Raw genomic sequence first — 26,026 nt, 5'->3', positions numbered from 1 at the left:
CCGGGCCAAGGATGGCCTTCACCCCCGCCCTGAAGGGCGGAGCACTGGCCAAGATCAGAGGTAGAACTCGCTCCGCGCATCGGCCACCTGCGCGTGAGCGCGGGCGACCTCGAGCCGGGCCCTGGTCCTGTTATTACTGCCCTTCGCCTTACGGGACGACGCTGTTCGCGCTTCAGCTTCTTCCCGGCCCGACGCAGAAAGCGCGGGGTGTCGATCTTCGTGCCATCGGAGAGGACAGCGAAGTGCCCCAACCCGAGATTCAACTCCGAGGACCTCTTCAGTCTTGGGCAGCATATTTGACTCGGTCTGCCTGCCGGCTGTCTTACGGGACTTGAAACGCGGCGCCCCCATACGCGGCCGCTTGCAATTGAGGCCGTCGGAAAAGTTGCGGTAGGCGGTTATCCAGATCCCGAAGAGACTGTTGGAGACGGAAGCTGTACCTCAACTGCACGCGGATCACCGTACTCACAACAGTTGGCTTATGACTGAGTATCAGAACATCACACAGGCCGTCACTGCTCTTTCGTTATTCAGGAAATCATGTACGCCGTCTGCGTCGACTTCGCATGCGCGCTGGTGGAGTTCAACGGCGAGAACAACCACATCCACTGCATGGACCACCACTTAGACGTCATCTCATTTGGTCACTGACTATGTAGATAGTGGCTGGCAGCAGCACTGGTGACGCGATTGAATGCCTTGGTGAGCGACTACTGGACACCCGACCATCACGCTGTCGAGCATCAGGACGCGGAGACCCTGGCCAGGTTGCTGGCCGAGGGGTCCGATCCCAATGAGGTCTTCAGCAATATGACGCTGCTGACGCACGCGATCGACGTCGAGGGTGACAGTTCGCTGCAGAGCGGCGATCCGTTGACGGTGCATACCACTGCTGTGTGCTGGCTTTCGGGGCTGATCCAGAGCTGGCAGATCCAGGTGGTCACACCCCCATGAACATGGCCAATCGTTACGGCCACGACCTGGCGGTGAAGCTGCTGCGGGCCCGCATCAGCAGGTGAGCCGCCGATAGCAGATGAGGGTGCAGGCGATGCTGGTGAAGGCGAGGAAGTGCTCGGCCTTGCGTTCGTAACGTCGGTGGAGGCGTCGGCAGCCGGCAAGCCAGGCCATGGTGCGCTCAACGGTCCAACGGTGGCGGCCCAGCCGTTGCGAGGACTCGATTCCCTTCCGAGCGATGCGGTGGGTGACGCCGCGCTCGCGTAACCATCGCCGCAGGTGGGCATAGTCATAGCCCTTGTCCGCGTGAAGCTTTCCCGGCCTGCGCCGTCGCCGTCCGCGGCGGGAACGGACCGGCGGAATGCCCTTCACCAGAGGGATCAAGGCCTGACTGTCGTGCAGATTCGCCCCCGAGATTCCGACGGAAAGAGGCAGGCCAGTCCGCTCGGTGACCAAATGGATCTTCGAGCCATACTTGCCCCTGTCTACAGGATTCGGACCCGTCAGGTCCCCCTTTTCAGGGCCCGCATGTTCACCGAGTCGATCGCGCAGCGGGACCAGTCCAACTCGCCGCGGGAGCCGAGCTCGTCAAGGACCAGGCGGTGGAGTTTGGCCCACACCCTGGCCTTCGTCCACTCGGCAAAGCGCCGGTGAGCCGTTGCCCCCGACGGCCCGAACGACGTCGACGGCAACTGTTGCCACGTGCAGCCTGACGTGGCCACGAACACGATTGCGGCCAGCACCTCTCGGTCACCGTGCCGACGTCGTCCACCTCCCTGAGGCCGCGACGGCGCCTCCGGCACCACCCGCTGGAACAGCTCCCACAACTCTTCCGGCACCAGCCGCTCAACGATCCCCACCACGACCGACAGCTTACCGAGCCACCCAAATGAGATGACGTCTTATGGCGGGCACCACGCCCGCGGTCCGGCCCCTACTTCGCCAGGTCAGTCGGCTGAGCTCCTCTGTCGATTGTCCGTCAGCACATCGAGCAGAAACATCACCCGCTCCAACCTGCGGGTCAGAGCACTTCAGACTCGCTTCACCACCGGGCTGAAGCCCGTGCACTGCGATTAGTCCCGGTAGCGGGCTCTTCGGTTGCCGTGGGCGACGGGCGGGCCGATGGGGCGTTCGGCTGGGGGCCGCCATCGGCGGTGTTCGTCCTGCCAGGCGGTGTCGGTGGCGGCCTGGGACGCGGGTGCGGTCAACAGTCCGTTCTGGGGGTGGAGTTGATGGCCCGTTCGGTCTTCGAGGTGGTGCTGCGTTCGCGCGGTGGGCAGCCGGTGCGCAGCCGTTTGAACGGGGTGGTGCGGCCCCCGTCGGCCTTGGGGCGGCCCGGATTCACGGTCTGTCCAGCCCGGCGGGTCACGGTGGCGGCCGTCGGTGTCGACGTGGAAGTCGTCGATGGTGAAGCCTGCCGGGACGGTCTGGCGCAGCGGCGGTGGCTTGACCACCAGGACGTGGCCCTGGGCGGTGAGTTGCGCGCGGGTCGCCGGTGCCGCAGGCGCAATCGTCGTTACGGGCCGTACAGCTGCGGGGCCCGCTCGGCTGTCAGGAGGATGCCGAGGGCGTCGGTCACCGCCTTTTCGGGGCCCCGGTTCCGGGAGTGGTCGGCGCGCTTGCCCCGGCCACGCCTCTGGGTGGCCGGATTGGAGTCGCGAAGCTCTCGTCTGCAGCATCGGCAAGGATGAGGTGTAGCGTGCCGTGCCAGGTCTTCACACTGGACGCGGCGCGTGGAGCGCCCGTTCGTTCTTCTCCCAAGGCGCCGACGTCCGTGGGGTGAATGTCGGCGATGGCCTTCTCCTCGAACTCTGGGAGGAGGTGCTCCTCGATGTGCCGCTGGTAGTTGTGCTGGGTGGACGCTGGCGTCTCCTGTGCCGCGTAGCAGCGGTTCACCTACTCACCGAGGGTTTCCCTGCTGGCGTTGCCGAGTTGCTCGCCGCCAGTTCGCATCTGCTCGCGGGGGCGGGGGCGGGTGCCTGGCGGCAGCGCCTGACTGGCGGCGTGTGGCCAGCCTGTGGTCAAGCGCCATGCCGCTCCGGAGCGGGACGTGATGAGCTCCTCGGTCATGAGGGCTTCTCATCCTGCCATGCAGTCGGTTGTGAAAACCGGCAAGCCTGGATACGCCGCCGCAGCATCGGTCCTCGAACAGGAGTGGCCCGCAGCCGGCTCATAGCGTCAGTCGCGTGCGTGTGGGGCGTACCCGCCCCACACGCATGACGTCTTCAGGCCTTGCTCATGGGGTCGCCCTGCCGCCGGTGACGGGCCCTTCCGGCTCGGGTGCCTGCGGCCCCTGTACGTACGCGTCGAAGAATTGGTCCACTCGCGGGTCGTCGGCAGAGGTGACGGCCAGCTGGCGGCCCCAGGCGGTCAGCTTGACCGGCGCGCCCTGGCCGGGGACCGGACTCATCATCCGATAGGGCACGCCCTCGACCTTCTTCCTGAACGCGTTCACGACACTGCGCGGTGCGTTCTCGGCGTATGTCACCCACACGACGCCGTGCTCCAGGGAGTGCACCGCATGTTCGTTGCGCAGCGGCCGGTCGTAGACGTCGCCGTTGGCGTTCTGCCAGGTGGGATGGTGCGGGCCGCCCACGGGCGGGGTCGGGCCGCCGGAGTAGTCGACCGGGCCAAGCACATGGTGGCGCTGCAGGTTGCCGTAGGCCTGCTCACCGGGGACTTTGGCCTTGTCGGAGTCGATGCTCCTCGCGGCCACGCGGGCGGTGGGGTGCCCGTCGTGGGCCGAGGCGATGGCCGTGACGCCCAGGACCACGGCGCCGGCGGCCACCACGGCCGTGGTCACCGCCCACGGCCGCCGCTTGAGCCGGGCGTACCGGGCCTCACAGTCCCGCGGCCTACCGCTCGAAGACTCGCACTGCTGCTGATTCTGTGTCATAGCGGGAATGTAGTGTACGGGGGAGAAAAGAGCGGTGTTGGGCATTTTGGGTCTGATGTGCGTGTCCGATGGGGCCGGGAAGTCGCCGCGAGACGTCGCACGGCCCGGGATGACACTGTCCGGTGGGCAGGCGGTGGCGTCGTGACGGTCGGTCAGGGGACTTCGACGAGTCGCGCATGGCCCTGACAGCCACCCGTTCCAGCAGGCCAGGTCCGGTTCATGTCGTGCCAAGGCCCACGCGTCCGTACAGTCTCATCCGCAGCCGTTTTGCGCGTATGCCCAGGCCAGTTGTTTACGTACTCGACGGGTTGCGCGTCGTTTTCTTGGTTCACTGCCTGACAACGTGCGCACAGCGGCGGGAGGATGGCGGCGCGGGGGCCCTGTCACGGAATCGGTACGAGCAGACCGCCAGGGAGTGTCCGGCGGACCATGACCGCATCGGCGCCGGGTGTCCGTCCGGTGCTGGTGATCGGTCCCCGACGATCCGCCGGACACGGCCTAGAAGGCGCTGTTGTTGCAGCCCATGTTCGAACCGAGGTGGGTGTTCTGTGCGCCCGGGTTGCCCTCGCCGTTGAGCGCGTTGCCCAGCGCGCCGTTGAGGATGCCGACCTCGCCGAGGACGTCTACGTTCAGGTCGTGCGACCTGCAGTTGGAGCCCTGCTTGATCTTGAAGCGGTCGCCCTTGTCGTGATCGCCGGCGTGGGCAGTGCCGGCACCCATGAGTCCGACGCTGGCGAGGGCGGCGACCAGGACGGCAGCCTTGCGAAGCTTGTACATGTCATCTCCGGTGGAGTGAAGCGGGTGCGATCTGCGATAGATCGACTTCGTACAGTTACGGGAGATTAGTACGAAATACCCCAAACCAACCTGCGACGCGCGGATCTCGTGGTCTTGTTGCGGAAGCATCCTGAAGCCGCATCGCATACGAGCGGGCCCTTCGGCGGGGCGGTCCTCGAAGGGCCCGTGCCGGGGGTCGGTGTCCGGCCGTACGGCGGCCCTGGCGGGCGCTCGGGACAGCGTTCGACTGGCTGTCGGTCTGGGTGCAGCTGATGCCCCGGGGCTCGGCGCCGGCGAGTAGCGCAACCGGGGCATCCGCGTTGAGCAGGGACTGCGGGCCGCACTCCTGGTCCGGATGGAAGAGGTTGTTCTGGTTCGGCGGGCTACCACCCTGCGCCGGGCCGGCTGGGGGGGACCTGTGGGCTGATCGGGGGCCGGCCTCCGGGCAGGAGGTGGCGTGGTCTGCCCATTCGTCGGCGTCGGCTTGTCGTTCGCAGAGGCGTATTTCACCGCACAGGGTGCACCGCCGGGCTCCGGTTGTTGGCGGCACAGAGGAAAACACCTTGTCAACAGACAGTGCGTATGGCTCGATCACGAGCTTCTGCGTTCCACGCCGGCGAGAATGAAGTGCACCTCTGCGCCCCTCCTTCGGGTGACCCCTGAACTGCACACCGGAGAGAACGATGAACCGAGCACCGCGTCACCAGATCAGCGGCAGCACACATTGAGGTGCACGCCACCACGTGCGAAGGCGCCGCCCCCGCCCGTGGTGGGCAAGAGCGGCGCCCAGTCTCAACGGCAGTCTCATCCACACGGTTCACCGTCGTTCATCGCCCCGATCCCGGGCAGAGCCACCCGGCGCTTGAACGAGGCTGAACCTCCCTGAACCTCCCTGAACCAGAGCGTGCAGAGTCGCACAGCGCGTTGGGGGACCGATGCTCGCCAGCGGTGCGCAACCCCGCGTTCCGGTGATGGGCGGCAAAGAAGGCTGCAAGGTACCTGTTGAGCCTGTGAGTAGCAGGTCAGAGCCGTGATCAAATCGAACAAGGTCAGCCTCTTCCAAGAGGTCCTAACAGAAGCCGTTCGCGGCATCACGGTCGGCTTGGAAGCTCGTTGGTCCGGTCGTGGGGAAGAGGAACACTCGGCCGGGGATCGTCTCGGACGAACTGTGGCTGCTGATCGAGCCGTTACTGCCAGAGCCGGCGCCCAAGCTGGTCGCTGGGCGGCCGCGGGTTCCTGACCGGCAGGCTCTGTGCGGGATCCTGTTCGTACTGCACACCGGCATCCAGTGGGAGTACTTGCCCCAGGAGCTCGGCTTCGGCTCGGGGATGACGTGCTGGCGACGCCTGGCCGCGTGAAACGAGGCGGGTGTGTGGGACCGGCTGCATGCCGTCCTGCTGACGAGGCTACGGGCGGCGAAGCAGTTGGACTGGTCCCGGGCGGCGATCGACTCCAGCCACGTGAGGGCCACTCGGCGGGGCCCAAAAGCGGACCGAGCCCGGTCGGCCGCGCACAGCCGGGCAGCAAGACCACATTCTCGCCGGCGGGCAGGGTATCCCGCTCGCCGTGTCGCTGACCGGCCAGAACCGCAACGACGTCACTCAGCTCATGCCCTTGCTCGCGAAGGTCCCCTCCGTTTTGGGCCTGGTCGGGCGACCGCGACGGCGGCCTGACACCTTGCCGGCGATCGGGGCTACGATCACGACAAGTACCGCCGCCTCGTCCGGGCCCAGGGCGCCAAACCGGTGATCGCTCGTCGCGGCGTCCCTCACGGCTCAGGCGACGAAGGCCCCGTAGTAGTCGCCGGAGTAACACGCGTCCGTTGGCCACGCCTGAAGGCATGTCGTGGACCCGCCGTCGCCGTGGGCCCCATCCAGCTCGGCTTCTCACCCGCCCACTCCCTGCCGGGCGCGAAGGGAGTCCAGGCCGTTGCCCTGTGTTGTGACGCTGAAGACGCCCACCGGGCCACGCATGCTCTCCTCGCCCTGGTGCACCGGGGCCAGGACGGGGATCAGTGCCCGTAAAGCCTGCAAAGCAGGAACGTGGGTGAGGACGTCATAGAGCCGTCGGCAAGACAGACCCGCACGACTGCGGCTCCGCGGGAACGTGTCGCTGGTGGTACGAAACGGCTTCCACCAGCCCCGGTCGGTGACCACCACGGCCGGGGCGGTCGAGGTGAAGGTCCCGCGTCTGAACGACAAGCGCACCGACCCGGCCTCGGGTGAGCGCAGGCGGTTCTCCTCGTCGATCCTGCCGCCGTGGTGCCGGAAGTCCCCGAAGATCAGCGAGGTGCTGCCGGTGCTGTACCTGCACGGATTGTCGTCCGGGGACTTCGTGCCCGCGCTGGAGCGGTTCTTGGGCAGTTCGGCCGGCCTGTCCCCGGCGACGGTGACACGGCTGACGGCCCAGTGGCAGGCCGATCATGCCGCGTTCATGGACCGCGACCTGTCGGCCACGGACTATGTGTATGTGTGGGCCGATGGCATCCACTTGCGCATCCGCCTGGAGGCGGCCAAAGCGGCCGTGCTCGTGGTGATGGGCGTGCGGGCCGACGGCACCAAGGAGCTGATCGCGATGGCCGACGGCTACCGGGAGTCGGCGGAGGCATGGGCCGGGCTGCTGCGTGGCTGCGCCCGACGCGGCATGCGCGCCCCCGTCCTAGCCGTAGGCGACGGCGCACTGGGCTTCTGGAAAGCTCTGGCCGAGGTGTTCCCCGAAACCCGGGAACAAAGGTGCTGGGTACATAAAACTTCGAACGTCCTCGACAGTCTGGCAAAGTCGGCCCAGCCCGCCGCCAAGCGCGCACTCCAGAACATCTACAACGCCGAGGACAAGGAGCAGGCCCGCAAGGCCGTGGCCGCGTTCGCCCGGCAGTACGGCGCAAAGTACCCCAAGGCCGTCAAGAAGATCACCGACGACGAGGACGAGCTGCTGGCCTTCTTCGACTTCCCCGCCGAGCACTGGATCCACCTGCGGACCACCAACCCGATCGAGTCGACGTTCGCGACCGTGCGGCTGCGGACGAAGGTCACCAAGGGCGCCGGCAGCCGGGCCGCCGGTCTGGCCATGGCCTTCAAGCTCGTCGAGTCCGCCCAGGCCCGCCGGCGTGCTGTGAACGCACCCCACCTCGTCGCCCTCGTCCACGCCGGCTCCCGCTTCGAACGCGGCCACCTCGTCGAACGCCCCGAGACCCTCGCGGGATGAACAGCCTCAACCTATCGATAGAATCTGACCGTTGCTCGCTACTGGACTTCCTCAACGCGCAGGTGGCCGACCGTGCGTGAATCACACCCGCTCCTCACTTTCTTCATGGACGCTGCCGACGGTTGCTTCCCGCCGGTCGACGGCCGGGTGACGGTGCTGCCGCCCCTGCCCGGGGGGCTCGAATGCTCGGTCGCCTTACCGGTCACGCCGTCGTCGCCACCGCCATAACTGACCAGGCCGTCTACGCCCAGGGCCCAGACGGCTTCGGCGAGTCGCTCTCTGCGGACTTCCTGCGCCACCTCGCCGGGCCGAAGGGTTGGATCGGCGTCATTGACGCCACACTCACCGCCCGCGGCACCGGTGGCCCCCCGCGCCTGGCGGAGCTGACCGACGCAGACGACCATTCACGAGTCCGCCACGCCCGGTGGCTGCGGACAAACGTCCAGGTCTACGGTGACGAACGCGGCCTGATCATCCTGGCCGACGGCCTTGCCGGGCGGCGAGAGCTGAGTATCGAACTCCACCGCGCTCAGGCCAGCAGCCGAGGGCATGGGCGGTCCCTCCTCGCCGATGCCCTTTCTCTGGTCCCGGAAGGCGAACCGGTCTTCGCCGCCGTTTCCCCGGGTAACGCCCGCTCCCTGCGCGCCGTCCTCGCCTGCGGTTTCACGCCCATCGGCAGTGAGGTTCTGCTGCGTCCCGAACGGGAGTAACCGGTCTCAGCTGCGGGAATCGTGCAGTGAGCCTCCGCCAACTTGAAGTCGCAGGAAAATGGCTGGTGTGACCGATTTCCGGGGTACTCACACTGGTCGTGGACGGCAGTCTGCGGCGTAGATCGTCCGAAGGAGCGGTCGGCTGGCCGGTGACTCCACATTGCGGGCGGGCGGCCTTCTACGATCCGGTGCATGCTGGCTCCCGAGCTGCTGGAACGGATCACCGCGCGGCGCGCGGAACTGGATGAACGCGAAGAACAGATGGCCAAGCAGCTGGCGGAGCTGCGGGCCGAACGGGACGAACTCGCTGTCACCGAACGGGTCCTTGAGCGGGTGAGTGAACAGCTCGCCGGCGAACGGGCCTCGGCCGCGCCGGTGCCCGGGCAGGTGGGTGGGCAGGCGGTGATGCTGGTCCCGCACCGCACGTCAGGCGTGGAGGAGGCCGCGCTCCCGCCGGACTACCAGCGTATCCTCACCGCCGTGCGGCAGGCCGCCGGACCGGTCATGGCCCGGCAGGCCGGCGAAGTGCTGGGAGTGGACGTCAGCGTGCGGGCCAAGCTGGAACCGCTGCGCGGGAAGCTGGTCAGACTGACCGACCGCGGCTGGCTGCGCAAACTGCCCGACGGCCGGTTCACCACCCGCCTGTGACCAGGCATGCGGCCGCCGGAGCGGTGCGGTGCGGGCGTAACCGGGGTGCTCCCGGCGGCCGTTAAATGTGTGACGAAATCCAAGGAGCACGCTGAGGACACCTGCTCGCTTGTCTACCAGTGCCGTCTGGCGCTGTCCACGAGCACCGTCAACCACCTCACCGATCTGCTGCGACGCCACCTGAAGGCGATACGGTCCAGGTGGCGGATCCTGCCGCCCGGGAGGATCGCGGTGATCGTCCTGGCCGTACTGCGCCACGACCAGGTCTGGCCGACATGGCCGGCGGCAACAACGTGTCCGAGTCCACCGTCCGCCGCTGGCGCGACGAGCTGATCGCCCTGCTCGCCGCGCGGGCCCCGCGCCTGGACCGCGCCCTGAAAAAGGTCGCCAGGCGGGGAGGAGAGGTGGTCCTAATCGACGGCACGCTCATCCCTACCCAGCGCCGCACCGGAAGGGCCGACCGGCGGAACTACTCCGGCAAACACCGCAGTCATGGCCTGCATTTCCTCACCTTGACCGACGAGAGGGGCCGCCTGATCTGGATTTCCGCCGCCCGGCGGGGCGATACCCACGACATCACCGTGCCCGCCACGACCACGTTCTGGCCCACCTGCGCGCCGCCGGTCTCGGTGACCTCGCGGACCTCGGCTTCCGCGGCCTGGACAACGACGTACGCGACCCCGTGATCGTCACCGGCTTCACAGCCACCCGCGCCCACAAGCTCACACCCGGCCAGAAGGACGCCAACCGAGTCCTCGCCACCGGACGCGCACCGGTCGAACACGGCTTCGCCCATCTCAAGAACTGGCGGACCTCACCAAACTCCGCACCGACCCCGCCCGCGCCACACACCTCCTGCGCGCCCTGCTCGTTCCGACGAACCTCGAAGTCAACCGCTGACGGACAGCGGCGTAGGGCTCGACGGCGAGCGGGCCTGGTGAGGATGGCTCACTTCTTGGGCAGTCGTGCGATATCGGACACCGTTCCGATGTGGCCGAGCTTGTCGGGGTTGGACACGGAGTGGATCGCCCGGACCACGCCGTCGACGACGTCGAGCTCGACCACGCCGGCCACGCGCCCTTCGTCGTCGACGATCAAGGCGCCCGGCCGGCCGTTGATCCAGACCGGCCGGAGTGCGGCGCCGAGCGACCGGAGCCGGCGCAGCCCTCCGACGAGCAACTGAACGACGCGCAGCGGCTCGGTCACCGACTTCCCGATCGCCCGCGCCTTGCCGCCGCCGTCGCCGTGGAACACCACGTCGGGTGCGAGCATGCCGAGCAGCGCGTCCATTTTGCCGCCCGCGGCGGCCTCGAAGAACGTACGGGCGAGCTCCTCGCCCTCCGCACGCCGCGCCGGGGGCGGCGTGCTGTCGGCTGCCTGTCCTCCGGCGGCGATGCGCTTCCTGGCGCGGGCGAAGATCTGCCGGCAGTTCGCCTCGGACTTGCCGGTGGTCCTCGCCACGTCCGGGTAGTCGTACCCGAACACCTCGCGCAGCATGAACACCGCCCGCTCCACCGGGGAGAGGGCCTCCAGCAGGACGAGGAACGCCATCGACAGGGAGTCGGCCAGTTCGGCGTGCTCGGCCGGCCCCGGCCGGTCGGTGGACACGACGACCGGCTCGGGCAGCCATTCCCCCACGTAGGTCTCCCGCCGCACTCGCGCCGAACTCAGGTGGTTGATTCCCAGCCTTGTCACCGCCGTGGTCAGGTACGCCTTCGGAGCGGCGATCTCCGTCCCCGCCTGGTGGGCCCGGGTCAGGCCGAGGAACGCGTCCTGCACGATGTCTTCGGCGTCGCCCACGGACCCGGTCATCCCGTAGGCGATGGAGAACAGCAGCGGCCGGTAGCCCGCCGCGTCCGACACATCCGTTGATCCCGGCACGGACCCCTCCCCCGATTCCCCCGACGTACCGCGCAGGGTATCCGAGGTGCCCGGCCTGTGGATCATGCAGGGGGAGGGAGACGCAGGTCACATTCGACTCCTGTCACAGCTCGCCTGGGTGCCCTGTCTTAGAGGGGCAACAGCGAACAACGACAAAGGAATCCACGATGAACGCTCGTTTGAACGTCTTCGCCAGCCCGGTCGCCGCCAAGGCGTGGAAGCACATCATCGCGGCGAGCAAGGCGCTCGGGGACTCGACGCTGCCGGCCGCGACGCGCGAGCTGGTGATGCTCCGCGCCAGTCAGATCAACGGATGCGCCGGATGCATCGACATGCACACCAAGGACGCCGCCGCCGCTGGTGGTGAGACCGCCGTGCGCCTCCACCTGGTCGTGGCCTGGCGGGAGGCCACGGTGTTCACCGATGCCGAACGCGCCGCCCTGGAGCTGACCGAACAGGCCACCCGCATCGCCGACGCGGCCGGTGGCGTCAGCGACGAGGTCTGGGCGAATGCCGCCAAGCACTACGACGAGGACCAGCTCGCCGCCCTGGTGACCCAGATCGCCCTCATCAACGCCTTCAACCGCGGAAACGTCATCGTCCAGCAGCCCGCCGGCGGCTACGAGCCCGGCCAGCACTGACCACCACCCGAACGCCACCCCGGCCGCACGACCGGAGCCCCTCCAACCCCGCAAGGACAAACCCAATGAACCTCGCCCTGTGGACCGTTACCGGACTGCTCGCCGCCGCCTACCTGCTCGGCGGAGCCTTCAAGGTGATCACACCGAGGGAGAAGATAGCCGCCAGTGGGTCCAGCGGAAGATGGGTCGAAGACTTCAGCGACGGCGGCGTGAAGGCCATCGGAGCCCTTGAGGTCCTGGCCGCGGCGGGCCTGGTCCTGCCCGCCGTACTCGACATCGCGCCGCTTCTGGTGCCGCTGGCCGCCCTCGGTCTGGTGCTGCTCATGATGGGTGCGGCGATCACCCGCATCCGGCGTCACGAGACCAAGCTCGTGGTGGTGGACCTGGTCTATGTCGTCCTGGCCGGTTTCGTGGCGTGGGGCCGCTTCGGCCCCGAGTCCTTCATCAGCTGACCGGGGGGCGGTATGAGCGGGCGGGTAGCCCGCCGCGCGGTGATCCGTTCCAGCAGCTCGGGAGCCAGCATGCACCGGATCGTAGAAGGCCGCACGCCCGCAATGTGCAGGAACCGGCAAGCCGACCGCTGACGGACGATCTACTCAGCAGACTGCCGCCCACGACCAGCGTGAGCACCCCGAGAACCGGTCACACCACCCCTTTGACCTGCGACTTCAAGTTCGCGAAGGCTCTGACCGCGTTACTGTGCGGTGACTGCGGGCGGCGTCCTCAAAGCTCAACGACTCAAACCATCAGCCCTCTGACGAAACAGCCAACCGATCCACAGGTATTGACAATTGCTCGTCGTTGGCACGGTGAAACTGTATGTGTCGCCGGCGCGCATGCTGCGTTGAGAGGCTGTAGTGGACCCTCAATTGCCTGTCGTTTGTGCCGAGAGGGAACGCCGTGGTCCCCCGGCGATTCGCCGGGTCGACCGACTTGTGCTCCCCCGCCACGGTGACCGACCGGTTGAACCAGGTCACCGTGCCCCGTCGGGTAGGTGTTCGCGACGGTTATGCCGAAGTTGCTGACCGTGCAGTCGCGGTGCGGGCGCCGGCCGCAGGGGCGCTCTTCCCCGGTGCACCGGCAGACGGTCGGGGCACCGGGCGTTGTTTGTTTGCCCCGGCAGGCCTGCCGGGGCAAACAAGAAATGCCGGGCCGGGAACGACCCCGGTCCGGCATGTACGGAAAAGCGCTCAGAAGCTGAGTTTCGGCTTCTTGAACCCCTTCGGCAGCTTTACCGTGTTGGAGCATTCCATGACCGGACCGGCGGCGGCGGCAGACCCGCCGTCGTCCAGCAGTCGGTACTCCTGGAACACCACGTTCGGCCGGTCGGGCGTCGAGCAGTGCTGCTCCTGCCTGACAATGTGCTCGCCGTCCTTGTCGACGCGGGTCTCGCTCTTGCGGATGCAGACGTTGCCACGGCTCGCGCAATCACCCGCGCGTCCGTCTGCGTACGCGTGCCCGGCGCCGGCACAGATCGCGGCGAGACTTCCGACGATCCCCGAGATGGCGGCGATCTTCTTCGGAGTGAACATGTGCTGCATTCCTTTACAACGTCGGGCCCGGGCGCCTGTGTCATTGACCGGTGTGCGCCCGGGCCCGAGAAGGTGTCGGAACCGATCATTTCGCGTCTGAACGCGCTGCCAACTGCGCCCGACGGCCCAATTACCGCAGCCCGGACGCACAGCGTGATGAGCCGCCGCGCGTCAGGGCTGCCTTTGCCACGGGTACGAGGTGCGTCAGCCGTCCGGAGAAGGCCGATGCGCCCGAGGCAACGCCGAGAAGATGAGCCCTCGGTCGGTTTTTAGTAGGCCTGCTCGGGCCCGTTCTGCGGCCCGTTCTGCGGCCCGTGCTGCGGCTCGGCCTGCGGCCCGTCGTGCGGCCCGTGCTGCGGCTCAGCCTGCGGCTGAGCGGAGTAACCGCCACCGAAGGCCACGGCGTTGGCCGTCGAGTTGGCCACGGCGGTGACCGGCGTCGGCCCGCCCTCGCCGGCGAAGCTGACCCCGGCACCGAAGGCGGACAGCCCGGCGACCGCCACGGCTACGACTGCAGCGCGCTGAAACTTACGCATGTTTAACCCTTTCTTACCCAGGCACGGCGCCTGGCTTGACTACTCAGTGTATTTATTACACACATTTCGCCACATCTCGGGATCTACACTGCGTCGTGTCGGCTTTTCGCCGTATCACGTGTCAGGCGTCGCGCCGGCCGGAAGGATTTGCCGCGCTCGGACTCAGAGCAGGCCGAACGGCGGCTGCTCTGCGTCGGCCGCGTCAGGCGCTCCCGTTGTGGCGGCGGAACAGGTGATCTCGGGTCCGACCCGCATCGTCCCGCCCCCCAGTGCGGCGGGCACCGTCAGGGGCTTCACCGGCGTGCAGGTCTCCTTGTGGGGCGTGTCACCGTCGGAGACCTGACCCTGGATCCGTTGCTGGCAGGTGACGTTGCCCAGGATGTCGCGAGTGCAGGCTTGCGAGCCTTGCCCGGCATATGCATGGGTGATGCTGGTACAGGCCACGGCGAGGCCACCGGCGAGCACCGAGACAGCCGCGATCTTCTTCCTGCTGAACATGTGATGCGCTTTCCTTGCGTTGGGGTGCCCGGCGCGCCCGGACACCGGGCGCGCCGGGTTTCGTCTTCGACACTCAGGCAACCGGCCCGAGGTCGGGGGCCCTTCGAGGTCGGCCCCGAAAGGTCCTGCGCCAGGCACCGGGCACGAACGACGCCGAAGGGCTCAGCCGGTGACCTTGCTGTTGTACTGGCCGCAGGCCGTGTCCAGGGTGCCGGCGAGACCGAGCACACCGACCGGGATGTCGTTCTCGGCCACCGTCTGCGGGCTGCACTCCTGGTAGGGGCGGTAGAGGTCATACACCCTCGGCCCGCGGTCGGAGGTGTCGGCGGCAGCGGTGCCGGCGCCGACGGCGGACAGACCGCCCGCCGCCGCCACTGCTGCGATCACGACCTGCTGAAGCTTGCGCATAAGACCCTCGGATTTTCACTCGTACGTCGAGGCTGATTGCCTACCGTGACTGAACAAACACTAGCAGTAATCAGATTCGCCCTTGCACACTGACCACCCCTGTCAGGGACATCGGCTCAACATCAGGCGGATGGACGCCAATTGGCCGATAAACGGCTGGATTGATCCTCGGCATGTGACGTGACATCACGCGATACAGACGTCGAGACGTCAGATGCAACCCGGCGCCCGCAGTCAACACGGCTACAAGGAATAGGCGTTGCATCCCCAGGATGCTGATGCAACGACCTGGGAGCGATCGCGCGCGGGCACGCAGACGATCAGGTCCCGCAGCCCCCCCGGCATACCGCCGCACGTTCTTGCGGACGACGTCAGTGTCCGGGTGATAGCAGGCGAACCACAGCCTCTCGTGCAGCCGGTTGCCCCCGGCGCACACCTGGTCACCGAAGTGCACCCGGATCAGCCCGTACGCCTTTTCCTCGGAAGCAGGAGTCCGAGCCGGGGATGAGGCGGGCATCCACCTACGACACGGTCGAGTACATGTGGGGCGAGAGCGGGCGGAAGTCCGGCCCGAGCAAACGCAATACACGGGCCGGCGGCATACGCGCCAGCGACCGGTGGCCCGCAACTCGGCGCGGACCGCCTCCAGCGCCCCGTCGAAGTCCCGCGCCGCTGGCACCTCGACGGGTGCGCCGCCGACGTACCGGCCAACAGAGCCCGGCGACGCCGACTTCGACCGGGTGTGGAAGGCACGACCGTACGGGAGAGCGGCTGCCCGCTTCAGTTCGTGGACGATCAGACTCGTCGCGGCCGGGATGCCCACCAGGCTGCCGCCGTAGGGCCGGCAGTACGCCTCGAACCCCGCGGCAGCGTCCGCATTCCGCATCGACAAGCGGCTCACCCAACAGTTTCTGGGTGGGCAAAGGGTCACCGGGCCGCAGAGCGAGGTCGACAGGGACTCCGGCAGCCTCCCGTCGCACCGGCCGATGAACTCCCGCCAGCGCGTCACGATCGCGTACGCGTCGTCCTCCATCGCGTCCGCATCCGCCCGCTCCTGCCGGCGCAAATCAACGTAACTCCTCGCAGACGCACCGACCACAGGCCGCCCCACGACACCCGCGTCGAATCGGTTTTGCAGATACCCGACCAGCCCTTGGCATCGACGAAGTCGCCGACCACCTCACGCTGCAGCGACACATCGCTCTCGCGCAGTGGGAACCGGCGCATGTCATCACCGGCCCACCGCAAACCGCTGCGTTGCGTCTCATGACGCAGCGTCCAGCGCGCAAGGCCTGCTCCAGCGCATCGAGGCCGGCCGCTGCGGGCAGATCGAACGCCGTGCCGAGCCGCGTCGGCACGAACAAACCGTCCTCACGCACCGAACGCGCCGTCCTGATGTGCGACTGCTGAATGTATGCCGGCGGCCGCGGATCCCGTGCCGGCACAGTCGCTGCCGCCACCGTCGGGGCCTTACTGAACGTCCACTGAACGAGCTGTCCAGGGCGCACTTCACAGCGCTGAATGTCAGAAATTCGCATGATGGCGTCTCCTTCGCACAAGACACCACCCTGAGCAAGCAAAGACCGAGCGTGCGGTGATCGCCGTGTGGCCCGCATCTCAAAGCAATGTATGACACTTCGGCCAATGGAGCCTTCCACCCAACAGCGACCGCGCAGCCTCTTAACGGCCACTCACCTCACCAGGTTTCGCAAAAACCACCGAGGAGAAAGAGCCCTCGGCACCCGAAGGCCTCGGCCCACGTGCCGGTACCCGAGAGGCGGGCGCACCCCTACCGGAATTCCGGCTCCAGTCCTTCCCCCTCCCACCCCCACGATGGACAGCGGCGAGGTCTTGTCATGGATCCGCTCCAAACATCACCGACGCCGCATGCCGCATGCTCGGTGGGCGTCTTCCATGAAGCGCTGGAAGCGGGAGTCTTGTCCGTAGGGGCAATCCGCGGTGACCCGGGCGATGGGGAGCGGGGAGTCCAGGGCCCGCGGGATCATGTCGCGGGCGAGGTCGTTCCTGGTGGCGAAGTCACGGTCGTCGGGGATGCGGGCGGCGCGGCAGCGCTCGCGGTCTTCGGTCCAGGACTTCGGCAGGTAGAGGTCTGGGTTGATCAGGGCGTGGCTGCGGGTGGTGGCGTTATGCGGCGAAGACGCCGATCTGGCAGTTGTCGGTCCGGCCCCACCTCGGGCTTTCACGCGGGGCCGGTGCCCGAGGTGTGATCGAAAACGAGAGACTTGTTCCCGGCCTGCAACGATGGGGCTTGTCGAAGGTGTTGTCGGTGGCGAGGAAACAAGCACTTCCCAGGTGAAGAGGCGTATCGGGTCCTCTGCGTGTGTCCGCGTCCAGGGCGGCGGCCGTGGGGTGGTCGGTCAGGCAGGCGGCGTGCTGCTGGTGGAGACCATCCGCAGGACGGGGCTGGATCAGGCGATATCGACGGCGCTGTCGCTGTGGCGCAAACCGCGGACGGTGCACGACCCAGGCAGGATCCTGCTGGACGTGGCCCTGGCCGTCGCGCTGAGTGGGGACTGCCTCGCGGACGTGAGCATGCTGCGGGCCGAGCCGGGTGTGTTCGGGCCGGTGGCCTGCGACCCGACGGCTGCCCGCCTCGTCGACGCCCTCGCCTCGGCCGGGCGAAGACCCTTGAGGTGATCAGGGCAGCACGCGCTGAAGTTCGCGAGCACGTTTGGAAGTTGGCCGGCCCGTTCGGATCCGGATGCGGGCGGGCGGGCGGGCGGCTGATTGTGGACCTCGACGCAGTGCTTGTCATCGCGCACTTGGAGAAGCAGGATGCCACCGCGACGTGGAAGAAGACCTTCGGACACCACCCGCTGATGGGCTTCGTCGACCACGGCCGCGGCGGGTCCGGTGAACCGGTCGCGGCCTTCTGCGGCCTGGCAACGCCGGCTCCAACACCGCGAGCCACCCCATCGACGCCGCGAAGCCGGCCCTGGCCCAGCTGCCGAAGAAGTACGGCGCGGACGCCGCACACTCATCCGGTGTGATTCCGGCGGCACAACCCACGAGTTCGTCAACTGGCCCTCTGCCAGGGGCCGGTGGCTGTCGTACTCGGTCGGCATGACCATCACCGACGCCATCCACCACGCCGTTGTGAAGATCCCGCCTCGGCCCGGGCGGTAGCCGTCGAACCCGGGGGGCGAGATCCGCGGGCGGCGGCTGGGTGCCGAGCTCGACGGCGACTGCCTGAAGGGCCGGCCGAAAGGAATGCCGCTGATCGTCGCAAGGAACGCCCGCACCCCGGGCCCAGTTGCGCTGCACCGACGCCGACGGCATGCGCCTGACCTGCTTCGCCACCAACATCGCCACCAACACCAAGAACGCTGCGATCGCCGAGCTGGAACTGCGGCACCGTCAGCGGCCCCGCGCTGAGCACCGCATCCGGGCCGCCCGCTCCACCGGCCTGCGCACCCTGCCCCTCCACCAGGCCGCGCAGAACCAGAACTGGCTGGAGATCCGTCCAGATCGCGCTGGAGCTGCTGGACTGGATGCCGAGGCTCGCCCTGACCGGCCAGCCCCGCTGGTGGGAGCCCCGACGGCTGTCGCCTGCGGCTGTTCTCCACCGCCGCCCAGCTCATCACCACCGGCCGCACCCCGCACCTCTGCCGGGAACTGGCCCTGGACCGACGTGATCACCAACGCCCCGGGGCCCGGCTCACCCGCCCTGGCGAACCCAGGCTGACCAGCAGCCTTCCCCGTCCCTGCGAACCGCACCAGCCCGCCGGAGCCGTGGAACCCGGCGCCCGCCCGGCGCGACAGCCAGGCCCTCACCCTGCCCACCACCGGCCCAACAATCCGAAACCGCCCGTAAGTTGACCTGGCGAGCCGTCATGAAATGCCGAGGCCCACTGAGCGCGTGCCGCGTATCGCGGTCAGCCGAGGCCGGCGCATCCCTGGAAGCGAATTCTGATCCGGGCCCTGTGGGGGGTGGCTCACCCGCTCGGATGCGCTCGGCGAGCAACTGGTCGCGAGGGTGTGCATGGTGAGTGCATGAACACCACACCTCACCTCAAGAAGACCGTTTCCCCGATACTGCGAGCACTCGCGGTGAGTGCCGCCGTGGGCATCGCTTGTGCGGCGGGGATGGCAACTGCCACATCCGCCGTGGCCGCGACGCCCACCACGCACGCCGCCGCAAAGGCCACCCCAGCCTACGGCGGCGGCGGAGGCGGGGACGGGGAGCACTTCCAGTGCGGCAACGGCCTCCTCCCCATCCTCAACTTCTGCAACTGACGGACAACTGGCAGCAGTTCCTGCCCGCAAACCGCACAACCGCACATGGAAGAAGTCCACCCACCCCTAGGGCGGTCAGGAACAGGGACAGGAACCCTCTCCCTGACCGCCCTGCCGACCACAACCGAAGGCCCGCGCCCACCGCTTTGGCCGGGGCGGCAAAATGCTCAGCGAACGAAGAACGCCATGGCCGCGACGGCTAACCTCGCGCTTTCACGAGGCAGGGCGTCCGGTGGTGATCAGAAACGCGAAGAGTGCCCCTGACCTGCAACGATGAGGACTTGTCCAGGGTCCAAGCCGTCGCATGAAAGAAGCACTCTCCAGGCGAGGAAGAGGATCGCGTCCTACCCGCGTGTCCGCGTCGAGGGACGGTGGCCGCGCGATGGTGTCCCAGGCCGGCAGTGTGCTGCCGGTGGACACGGTCCGCAAGTCCGGTCCGGATCAAGCGTTATCGGCGCCGCCGGCACCGTGACACAAGCCGCGGACGGTGCACGACCCGGGCAAAGTCCTGACCGGATGCGGCGCTCACGGTCGCGCTGGGCGCGCACCGTCCGGCAGACATGGGCATACTGCGGGCCCAATCGTCGGTGTTCGAACCGGTGGCCCGCGATCCTGGCGCCCCCCGGCTCATCAACACACCGGCAGCGGGCCGAAAGCGTGCACTGACCCCACTGCGGCAGGCCCGCACTCAAGTCCGACAACGCGTAGGGACGTTGGCCGGTGACGCGCGGCACCGGACGCGGCCGGGCAGATGGTCGTGGCCCTGGACCACGTGCTGGTGATCGCGCATTTCCGAGAAGCAGGATACGGCCGCGACCCGGAAGAAGACCTTCGGCCACCATTCGCTGACGGGGTCTGTCGACCATGGCCGAGGCGGGTGGCGGGTGGCGGGGAGCCGGTGGCCAGGCTGCTCAAGCCGCGGACCGCGGGCAGCAACACCGCCGCGGACCACATCGAAGCCGCCCCGCTCGCCCCCAAGCAGCTGCCGAAAAAGTACCGACGGGGACAGCAGACGCCGATCCGCAACCACTCCGGCGGGGGTAGCCACGAGTTCGCCGACTGGCTTCCACCCGCGGCCGGTGACACAGGGCGTACTTCCCGCGGGCAGACACCGGACACCGCTCGTGCCGCCTGCACCGGTTTCAGGCGGTAGGGCGAGGCTTATTACCTCAGATCCTTGCAGAACCGATAAGCCACTAGGCCGAATTACTCCATATGCGACAAGGCAGCCACCCGTTTGCCGCGCATCTTGGCTAATGCGGGCACCGTTGGACGGATCATGACGAAGGCAAGCCCGCTGCTCACCCCTGGACCGCATCCCATCAGCGCGAAGAACACGACGCGCACCGTTCGGATGGGCAAGTGGGTATTCACCCCGACCGCCGGCCATCCGATCTGGGGGACCCACGCGACCTTGCACGACAACGACCGGTGCATCGCCCTGCGCTACTCCGCCTGCCTCCTCGAGAACCTGCTGGCGCAGCTGGGAAGCATCGAAAACCAATTCGCAAACGCCTTCACCGGCCCCGGGACCGGCCAGGAGCATACCGGCCGGCCCAACGGGAGGGCCGTTCGTGGGTGAGTCACGCGGCCGTCACTGCCGCCCGGATCCGCCCTCGACTGCCCACTGGTCCCACCCCACCGACGGTCAGCCGCAGGCCGGCGTCTGGGACCGCCCCACGCCCCTGGCCGACCAGCTGAACACACACTGGGACCCGGCAGAGGAACTCGCCTACCTCCTGCACCAAGCCATCGAAGACGAGAGGAACACCGAACCGCCACCCGCTCGCATCGATGACCTGCCGAACATCGAGCAACAACCGGCCACCGAAGGCACCGGGCTCCCCCTCACAGGCCTGAGCGAGATCACCGCCGAACTACCACCCCTACGCCCCGCACCCTCCCGGCGCCGCCGCGCCCCCCGCAAACAGCGCAACCTCGGGGCACTGCGAACCACAAGCTTCTTCCTCGCCGCGCTCGCCGCCGTCGTGGTCTCCATGGTGTGCGTCTTCGGCGGCATGGTCACCTACGACCCACTGCGCCATCTCGCCAGCTACCGCACTTCCGGGACCACGGTCCGATGGTGGCCCCTGCTGGTCTACGGACCATGGATGGTCGCCTCCTTGTCCATCCTGCGCGCAGCCCTCCACCAGCGCCGGGCCGCTCACTCCTGGGCTGTCGTGCTGCTGTTCTCCACCCTCTCCATGCTCCTGTGCGTAGCACAGGCACCCCACACACCGGTCGACGCGGCAGCCGCCGCACTCCCCTCACTGGCCGCTCTCGCCTGCTTCCAGCAACTGGTCCGGCAGATCACCCTCACCCGCCCACCCCGCCAGGCCAACCCACGCCACCGCACCCGGCCAGCACCACCCCCGGGCCCCGCCAGCCGGACACCGACCGGCTGACCGCACCCCCGCACGGCACACACATACCCGTCTACCCCCACACGGCCCGAGACACCTGCCGATCAGACAGCTGTCACCGAGCGCTGCACTTGACCCCCGAAGCTTCCAGTCGGCCCAGGCCAGCGCCAGAGACCGGGCACCGCAGCAGCAGCCGGTCCCCCACCACCACGTCCCTCTCCAGCCCTCAAACACACAACGCGACCGCCCAAGCAAGAGCCATGGCCAGCACCCAGAGCCTCACCGGTGGCCTGCCCACCTGGACGCTGAAGAGGCGAGCGATACAACAGATACCCCCGTCCCAACACGCCGGCACCCTCCCGACCGCAACACCAGTGACCGGAACACCAACTGAGCGCCCTGGCCGGGAGCACACCCTCACTACGACAGCCGACCGAAGCATCCGCACACCATGCACTAGCCGGAGGCACTCCCATTGAGGCCCAGGACACGAGTAACGGGAACGAGCCTGTCCTCAGGCCCCTGAAGGAAACTCTCTCCACCCGCATCGACAACAGCGCTCCCGGGACTACGCCACGACTGTCCGCCCCTGTCCCCGAATCCGCCGGCATGAGCCGTACCAGCAACCGCCAAAACAGCCCCCACGAAAACAAGGGCAACAACTGCACGACATGTGTTCGCCATGCACTAATGAACGATCAACAACGACATACGTCACCAGCCCATACCAAACACCACGCACAAACAAGCCCTTCCAAAAACCGGCCCACCCCACCAACACATCCACACCACCGACACGCACACCACTCCAGCAGCACCAGCCGCAGAACCTCACCAAACACAACCCCACCCGAACCCCAACCAGACACAAACATGCGCTGGAGGTAGAAACCGCACTACCGCAACCACAGCCGTTCCCACGCCTACCCAGACACACCCCCAGGCCCGATCCAGCCCCGACCACACCGGCCAAGCGACGCCCGACCAAAACCCCCGAACACACAGCAGCCACCACCACCCCACCCAGACCGAACACCACGCAAATACCACACCAACCGGCAGAACCAATCGCCCACCCCAACGCACCAGCCGTTACCCAGCAAGAAAACCGACCACCACAGACCTCGCCCAACCCCCGCGTCAACCACACCACCGACCCCAACAACACCCACCCCAAGCACCCACTGCCCAAACGCGCCAACTAAAACGCTCAAGCGTGCGACACGAAGCCGCTCCGCATAAATAAGGACAGCCACATGAAGGAAGTATCGACCGGCTGACCTCAGACCAGCGCCCAGGACCCGCCCCCGCACTCACACACGTCGCTGATAACGGCAGGCGTCTGAAACTGAGCCCTCAAACCCAAGAACATCCCGGCCATCGAGGTGCCACAAGCGCACGAAGCAACCTCCGGCGAACCTTGCCCGAAGGGCGGACACCGTTTGTCCCCGGAACAGAGGGGGCGGACACCGTTGGTCCCCGGGGCAGACGGGGCGCCACCCCAGCCCCTTCTTAACGGTGCGGAACGTGAAACCCCGTCGAGGTCCAGGCCCCTGACCCAGTAAGCCGAACACAACGAAGGCCCAACTCCCCGGCGGGAAAAGGCGATCCAAAAAGCGAACGTCGGCGGGCCGAAAGGCCAGAGGAAACCGGGCGGCAGGACCTTCACCCGTCTCTCGCACAACTCGCCGAATACGGCCTCTGCCAGCCCGGCCCGAAAGGGTACCCACATGGATCAGGTGAGCCTACGAAGTCACCACTGTGTGGGACCGGATCGAGCCGCTGATGCCGGCCGATCCGGTCCGTGGACGGCGGTGGGCCGACCACCGTCGCACCCTTGAAGCCATCGCTGGAAGTACCGTACGAACTCGCCTTGGCGAGACCTGCCCAATGAGCTCGGCCCGTTCCAGACTGCTCACAAACGGCTGATCAGATGGGCTGTCGACGGCACCTGGGAACGGATCCTGGCCTCTGTCCTGGCCGCGGCGGACGCCGACGACGACATCGACTGGACCGTGTCGGTCGACTCCACCGTCGTCCGGGCCCACCAGCACGCCGCGAACCCTGCAGTGTGTCGGGGCATGTTCGATCTGCGCAGCAACAGACGGTTGGTACGACACAGGCGACCTCGTCGAGAAACGATCACAAGGGGACCTGCGCTACCTGTCCCGCGCGGTCGACCGCGTGGGCTGGGTGCACATGATCCCTGTGGCTGAAGTCGAAGGAGAGCTCCAGGAGCACCCGGCAGTCCAGGAGGCCACAGTTGTCGGTGTTCCTGACCAAGACGGCCACGATAAAGCCTGCGCCGTTGTGGTCCCCCACGGCACCGCGCCCACTCTCGACGAACTCCGAGTGTTTCTGAGGGAACGGGGCCTGACCGACAACTACATGCCGACTGGGCTGGTGATTGCTCCCGAACTTCCCCGAACATCACTGGGTAATGTCCGGAAGAACGACCTGCGGCAGCAGATCAAGACCGGTGACCTGGTATACGAAGGGCACCGAGAAGGACACCGACAGCGGCGCATACTGGGGCTCCGGATACGCCCGCGAGGCTGTAGGCACCGCTGTCGTATGGGCAACGCGCCGTGCATTGCACCAACGTGTCGCACCCGGTGTTGCACTGTCGGATCATCCGGAAGTGCAACACCGAGTGCGACACCCGCACCGAAGAGCGGGTACGTCGGCCACCGTGACGTCCAGGCGCAGCCGAACGAATCGCATGGGGTGGCGCCAGGCGCCGCGGTCGATGGCGGTTATCACCTTGGGGGGCGACGTGCAGCAGACGGCCTGGAAGTCTGGAGGCGTCAGGTGGTGATGAGGTCACCGCCGACGGGAAGCCCGTCGACCTGCCCGCTGGTGACGACGGTGAGTTCGTAGTCGTGGCGCGTGCCTTGCTGCCATTGACCGCCGGCCAGGGGGACGGTGGCGATGTTGGACACGGGGCCCGCGGTCCAGTCCAGTACGCCGGCCATGGTCCGCAGCCGTGTGCTGCCCAGGGCGGCGGCGACGGCGCGGCGGTCGGTGGGGTCGGCGGCGGTGCGCAGCGCGTGCACGGCGACCTCGAACAAGGCGTACGCCAGGCCCAGCGGCTGCAGCCACTGACGTCCCGTTGCCTGTTCGTACGTCTCGGCCAGCTCGGCCGTGGTCATGCCGTCGAGTGATGAGGCGTGGGGGTGGGCTGGGGTCCAGTAGGCCAGCGTCGCCACATCGGCCTGGGCCGGGCGCTTGCCGCTGCGCGTGACGGACGGTGGGGAGGCCAGCCATCGTGAGCAGGTGATCAGACGGGGCTGCCAGCCGTCCTCGGCAGCTTGGGCACGGAACAGCGCGAGGTCTTGGCCGGTGGCGGCGCTGGTGATGATGTCGGCCTGCGCGTCGCGGAATGCCTTGACGTGTGCGTCGAGTGCGGTGGCCGGTTCCTGGTAGGGCGCCGGTTCCAGGAGCCGGTGTCCCCGGGCGCGGGCTGTGGGGGCGAAGCCGCGCTGCGGGTGCCGGGACCAGGTACCCTGCGGCCCGTCGTTCCACAGACAGCCGACCGTGTGCCGGGAGCCGTTCACCTGCTCCCAGAGATCGGCGAACGCGTCGGCGATGTCGTCCAGCCCCCAGCAGAAGTGGTAGGTCCAGTCGAAGGGCCGGCTGTCGTCCGCCCCGCGCCCGTAGTAGTAGACCTGCCAGGGGAAGGTGCTCGACAGGCACGGCACACCGATCGCTGCGCAGGCGTCCGCGACAGCCGGCAGGACCTGTGTGCCGGCCAGTGTCAGAATGATCGCCGCGTTCTCGCCCCGGACGAGTTCCTCCACCGCCTCCCGGGCACCTTCGGCGCACGAGCGACTGTCCCTGCTCACCAGCCGGATCCGGTATCCGGCGGGGGCCGACGCTGCCAGCTTCGGTTCCAGCAGGGTCATGGCGAAGTCCAGGGGGTCCCCCAGAGTCGACAGCCGTCCCGAACGGGCGACCGCGACCCCGATCGTCAGGACGCGCTCCCGTCCGTCGCTCAACTCGCTCATCATGCTCCCTTAAAGGCTGGCTCGGCCCGGAAACCCGGTCGCTGACGCACGGCTTAGGCTCCCCTCGATCGGCAGCGCGCAAGGGAGCCGAACGGGTGACACGAGCACCTGCCGGAGCAGAAGGCGAAGCTGTCGCCCGAAGTCGCCGAGTACGCCGTGCCTCCGCTGAGAAAGCGCCTCGTGGCCAGGCCCCCTCGGACCTGGCCACGCAGCCGCGTGCTCTGCTGATCACACGTCAGACGTAGTCGCAGATGACGTGGTCGCGCCCTACTTGGACGGGGCGAGTGCCTGGGCCGCATTGCCGGTAGACGGACCGGCCTTGAGCGTAGGTCCAGAACCCTCCCGACGCGGGGTCGGCGAACATGGCCCCTTCCAGGCAGGAGGTGGCTGACATGTCAGCTGCTGTGGCACTGGTGGACAGGGGACGACGGCCGCGCCGGCCAGGAGCAGGGCAGTGGCCCGCGCCGGGCACGCCCTGGCTGGGCCGCGCCTTTCCGCTTGGTGTACCGGTCAATGTAGGGGTAGGCGAGGGCGAGCGGACAGATGACGGTGGTGAGAGCGCTGCCGCGATAGAGGACGAGGCGGACCGAGTGGCGGCCAACTGCTGCAGACCACGGCCGCGGCTGTGGCGAGGGTGCGCGCGCTGCACCGGGCCGCCGATACCTCCGCTGGCAGTGACTCGGATGGCGGCGGGTGTCCCTCCCCTCGTAGCGT

At 67.7% G+C, this 26,026-nt stretch carries 21 protein-coding genes and 7 pseudogenes; 17 read left to right on the top strand and 11 right to left on the bottom strand.

The window, feature by feature from the left end; genetic code table 11:
* The first annotated feature begins 702 nt into the window (after positions 1 to 702).
* Positions 703 to 1,019 (top strand): annotated as a pseudogene (locus J7E89_RS20370) (ankyrin repeat domain-containing protein).
* Here the strand turns inward: J7E89_RS20370 and J7E89_RS20365 are convergent.
* A protein-coding gene (locus J7E89_RS20365) for an IS5 family transposase (protein ID WP_308315540.1) occupies positions 1,009 to 1,808 on the bottom strand; the annotation gives its coding sequence in 2 pieces (ribosomal slippage) (positions 1,009 to 1,470 and positions 1,473 to 1,808; 798 coding nt in all). The pseudogene J7E89_RS20370 and the gene J7E89_RS20365 overlap by 11 nt on opposite strands.
* 268 nt (positions 1,809 to 2,076) lie before the next feature.
* On the opposite strand from J7E89_RS20365, the gene J7E89_RS42410 reads away from it, so the two are divergent.
* Complete coding sequence (locus J7E89_RS42410; protein WP_374196843.1) at positions 2,077 to 2,187, top strand: hypothetical protein; 111 nt, start codon at positions 2,077 to 2,079, stop codon at positions 2,185 to 2,187.
* Between the two features lie 289 nt (positions 2,188 to 2,476).
* On the opposite strand, the pseudogene J7E89_RS20355 reads toward J7E89_RS42410, so the two are convergent.
* The 3 genes and pseudogenes from J7E89_RS20355 to J7E89_RS20345 form a co-directional block, all read right to left on the bottom strand.
* Positions 2,477 to 2,847 (bottom strand): annotated as a pseudogene (locus J7E89_RS20355) (LacI family transcriptional regulator); the annotation flags it as partial.
* 343 nt (positions 2,848 to 3,190) lie between these two features.
* Positions 3,191 to 3,850 carry a DUF3105 domain-containing protein gene (locus J7E89_RS20350; RefSeq protein WP_214975550.1) on the bottom strand — a complete coding sequence of 220 codons (660 nt, stop codon included), beginning with the start codon at positions 3,848 to 3,850 and terminating at the stop codon, positions 3,191 to 3,193.
* A gap of 498 nt (positions 3,851 to 4,348) precedes the next feature.
* On the bottom strand, positions 4,349 to 4,627 hold the full coding sequence (locus J7E89_RS20345) for a hypothetical protein (RefSeq protein WP_214975548.1): 279 nt from the start codon (positions 4,625 to 4,627) through the stop codon (positions 4,349 to 4,351).
* 1,124 nt (positions 4,628 to 5,751) lie between these two features.
* On the opposite strand from J7E89_RS20345, the pseudogene J7E89_RS40960 reads away from it, so the two are divergent.
* The 6 genes and pseudogenes from J7E89_RS40960 to J7E89_RS40950 all read left to right on the top strand — a co-directional run.
* Positions 5,752 to 6,453, top strand: a pseudogene (locus J7E89_RS40960) (IS5 family transposase); the annotation flags it as partial.
* A gap of 286 nt (positions 6,454 to 6,739) precedes the next feature.
* Positions 6,740 to 7,831 (top strand): annotated as a pseudogene (locus J7E89_RS20335) (IS256 family transposase); the annotation flags it as partial.
* A gap of 182 nt (positions 7,832 to 8,013) precedes the next feature.
* On the top strand, positions 8,014 to 8,541 hold the full coding sequence (locus tag J7E89_RS20330; protein WP_251060828.1) for a hypothetical protein: 528 nt from the start codon (positions 8,014 to 8,016) through the stop codon (positions 8,539 to 8,541).
* A 192-nt stretch (positions 8,542 to 8,733) separates the two neighbouring features.
* A complete protein-coding gene (locus J7E89_RS20325; RefSeq protein WP_251060827.1) occupies positions 8,734 to 9,189 on the top strand; it encodes a hypothetical protein in 456 nt (151 codons plus the stop codon).
* Between the two features lie 69 nt (positions 9,190 to 9,258).
* Positions 9,259 to 9,522 carry a hypothetical protein gene (locus J7E89_RS40955; RefSeq protein ID WP_251060826.1) on the top strand — a complete coding sequence of 88 codons (264 nt, stop codon included), beginning with the start codon at positions 9,259 to 9,261 and terminating at the stop codon, positions 9,520 to 9,522.
* Positions 9,465 to 9,875, top strand: a complete 411-nt coding sequence (locus J7E89_RS40950; RefSeq protein WP_251060825.1) for a transposase family protein — start codon at positions 9,465 to 9,467, stop codon at positions 9,873 to 9,875. The genes J7E89_RS40955 and J7E89_RS40950 overlap by 58 nt, the downstream gene beginning before the upstream one ends.
* 262 nt (positions 9,876 to 10,137) lie before the next feature.
* On the opposite strand, the gene sigJ is transcribed toward J7E89_RS40950, so the two are convergent.
* Positions 10,138 to 11,070 (bottom strand): RNA polymerase sigma factor SigJ, encoded by a 933-nt coding sequence (gene sigJ / locus J7E89_RS20315; RefSeq protein WP_308315539.1) that lies wholly within the window; start codon positions 11,068 to 11,070, stop codon positions 10,138 to 10,140.
* Positions 11,071 to 11,237: 167 nt separating this feature from the next.
* On the opposite strand from sigJ, the gene J7E89_RS20310 reads away from it, so the two are divergent.
* Together J7E89_RS20310 and J7E89_RS20305 are read left to right on the top strand one after the other, a co-directional pair.
* On the top strand, positions 11,238 to 11,711 hold the full coding sequence (locus J7E89_RS20310; RefSeq protein WP_214975541.1) for a carboxymuconolactone decarboxylase family protein: 474 nt from the start codon (positions 11,238 to 11,240) through the stop codon (positions 11,709 to 11,711).
* A gap of 65 nt (positions 11,712 to 11,776) precedes the next feature.
* Entirely contained in the window at positions 11,777 to 12,163 is a 387-nt protein-coding gene (locus tag J7E89_RS20305) for a DoxX family protein (protein WP_214975539.1), read from the top strand.
* A 738-nt stretch (positions 12,164 to 12,901) separates the two neighbouring features.
* Here J7E89_RS20305 and J7E89_RS20300 read toward each other — a convergent pair.
* From J7E89_RS20300 to J7E89_RS20280, 5 genes are all read right to left on the bottom strand, one after another.
* Positions 12,902 to 13,243, bottom strand: a complete 342-nt coding sequence (locus J7E89_RS20300; RefSeq protein ID WP_214975537.1) for a hypothetical protein — start codon at positions 13,241 to 13,243, stop codon at positions 12,902 to 12,904.
* A gap of 269 nt (positions 13,244 to 13,512) precedes the next feature.
* A complete protein-coding gene (locus J7E89_RS20295) occupies positions 13,513 to 13,779 on the bottom strand; it encodes a hypothetical protein (protein WP_214975535.1) in 267 nt (88 codons plus the stop codon).
* 162 nt (positions 13,780 to 13,941) lie between these two features.
* The gene (locus tag J7E89_RS20290) at positions 13,942 to 14,277 is read right to left on the bottom strand and encodes a hypothetical protein (protein ID WP_214975533.1); all 336 of its coding nucleotides are present in this window, start codon (positions 14,275 to 14,277) and stop codon (positions 13,942 to 13,944) included.
* 162 nt (positions 14,278 to 14,439) lie between these two features.
* Positions 14,440 to 14,685, bottom strand: a complete 246-nt coding sequence (locus J7E89_RS20285) for a hypothetical protein (RefSeq protein ID WP_214975531.1) — start codon at positions 14,683 to 14,685, stop codon at positions 14,440 to 14,442.
* Positions 14,686 to 16,559: 1,874 nt separating this feature from the next.
* On the bottom strand, positions 16,560 to 16,889 hold the full coding sequence (locus J7E89_RS20280; protein ID WP_214975529.1) for a transposase: 330 nt from the start codon (positions 16,887 to 16,889) through the stop codon (positions 16,560 to 16,562).
* A 109-nt stretch (positions 16,890 to 16,998) separates the two neighbouring features.
* Here J7E89_RS20280 and J7E89_RS20275 point away from each other — a divergent pair.
* The 7 genes and pseudogenes from J7E89_RS20275 to J7E89_RS42405 form a co-directional block, all read left to right on the top strand.
* A pseudogene (locus tag J7E89_RS20275) lies at positions 16,999 to 18,300 on the top strand (IS1380 family transposase); the annotation flags it as partial.
* Positions 18,301 to 18,699: 399 nt separating this feature from the next.
* Positions 18,700 to 18,942 carry a hypothetical protein gene (locus J7E89_RS20270; protein ID WP_214975527.1) on the top strand — a complete coding sequence of 81 codons (243 nt, stop codon included), beginning with the start codon at positions 18,700 to 18,702 and terminating at the stop codon, positions 18,940 to 18,942.
* Between the two features lie 273 nt (positions 18,943 to 19,215).
* A pseudogene (locus tag J7E89_RS40940) lies at positions 19,216 to 20,008 on the top strand (transposase); the annotation flags it as partial.
* Positions 20,009 to 20,221: 213 nt separating this feature from the next.
* Positions 20,222 to 20,524, top strand: a complete 303-nt coding sequence (locus tag J7E89_RS20265) for a hypothetical protein (protein ID WP_214975525.1) — start codon at positions 20,222 to 20,224, stop codon at positions 20,522 to 20,524.
* Complete coding sequence (locus J7E89_RS20260; protein ID WP_374196842.1) at positions 20,517 to 21,347, top strand: DUF2637 domain-containing protein; 831 nt, start codon at positions 20,517 to 20,519, stop codon at positions 21,345 to 21,347. Before J7E89_RS20265 ends, J7E89_RS20260 begins: the two co-directional genes overlap by 8 nt.
* Before the next feature lie 1,743 nt (positions 21,348 to 23,090).
* A pseudogene (locus J7E89_RS20255) lies at positions 23,091 to 23,395 on the top strand (transposase); the annotation flags it as partial.
* Between the two features lie 109 nt (positions 23,396 to 23,504).
* A complete protein-coding gene (locus J7E89_RS42405) occupies positions 23,505 to 24,185 on the top strand; it encodes a hypothetical protein (RefSeq protein ID WP_374196841.1) in 681 nt (226 codons plus the stop codon).
* Here the strand turns inward: J7E89_RS42405 and J7E89_RS20245 are convergent.
* Positions 24,113 to 25,303, bottom strand: a complete 1,191-nt coding sequence (locus J7E89_RS20245; protein ID WP_214975520.1) for an ABC transporter substrate-binding protein — start codon at positions 25,301 to 25,303, stop codon at positions 24,113 to 24,115. The two genes, J7E89_RS42405 and J7E89_RS20245, sit on opposite strands and share 73 nt — an antisense overlap.
* Positions 25,304 to 26,026 lie beyond the last annotated feature (723 nt).

It is taken from the genome of Streptomyces sp. ISL-100 (genome assembly GCF_018614615.1).
GTDB lineage: Bacteria > Actinomycetota > Actinomycetes > Streptomycetales > Streptomycetaceae > Streptomyces.
Note: the sequence above shows the minus strand (reverse complement) of the source record. Positions and strands in the feature narration are given on the sequence as shown.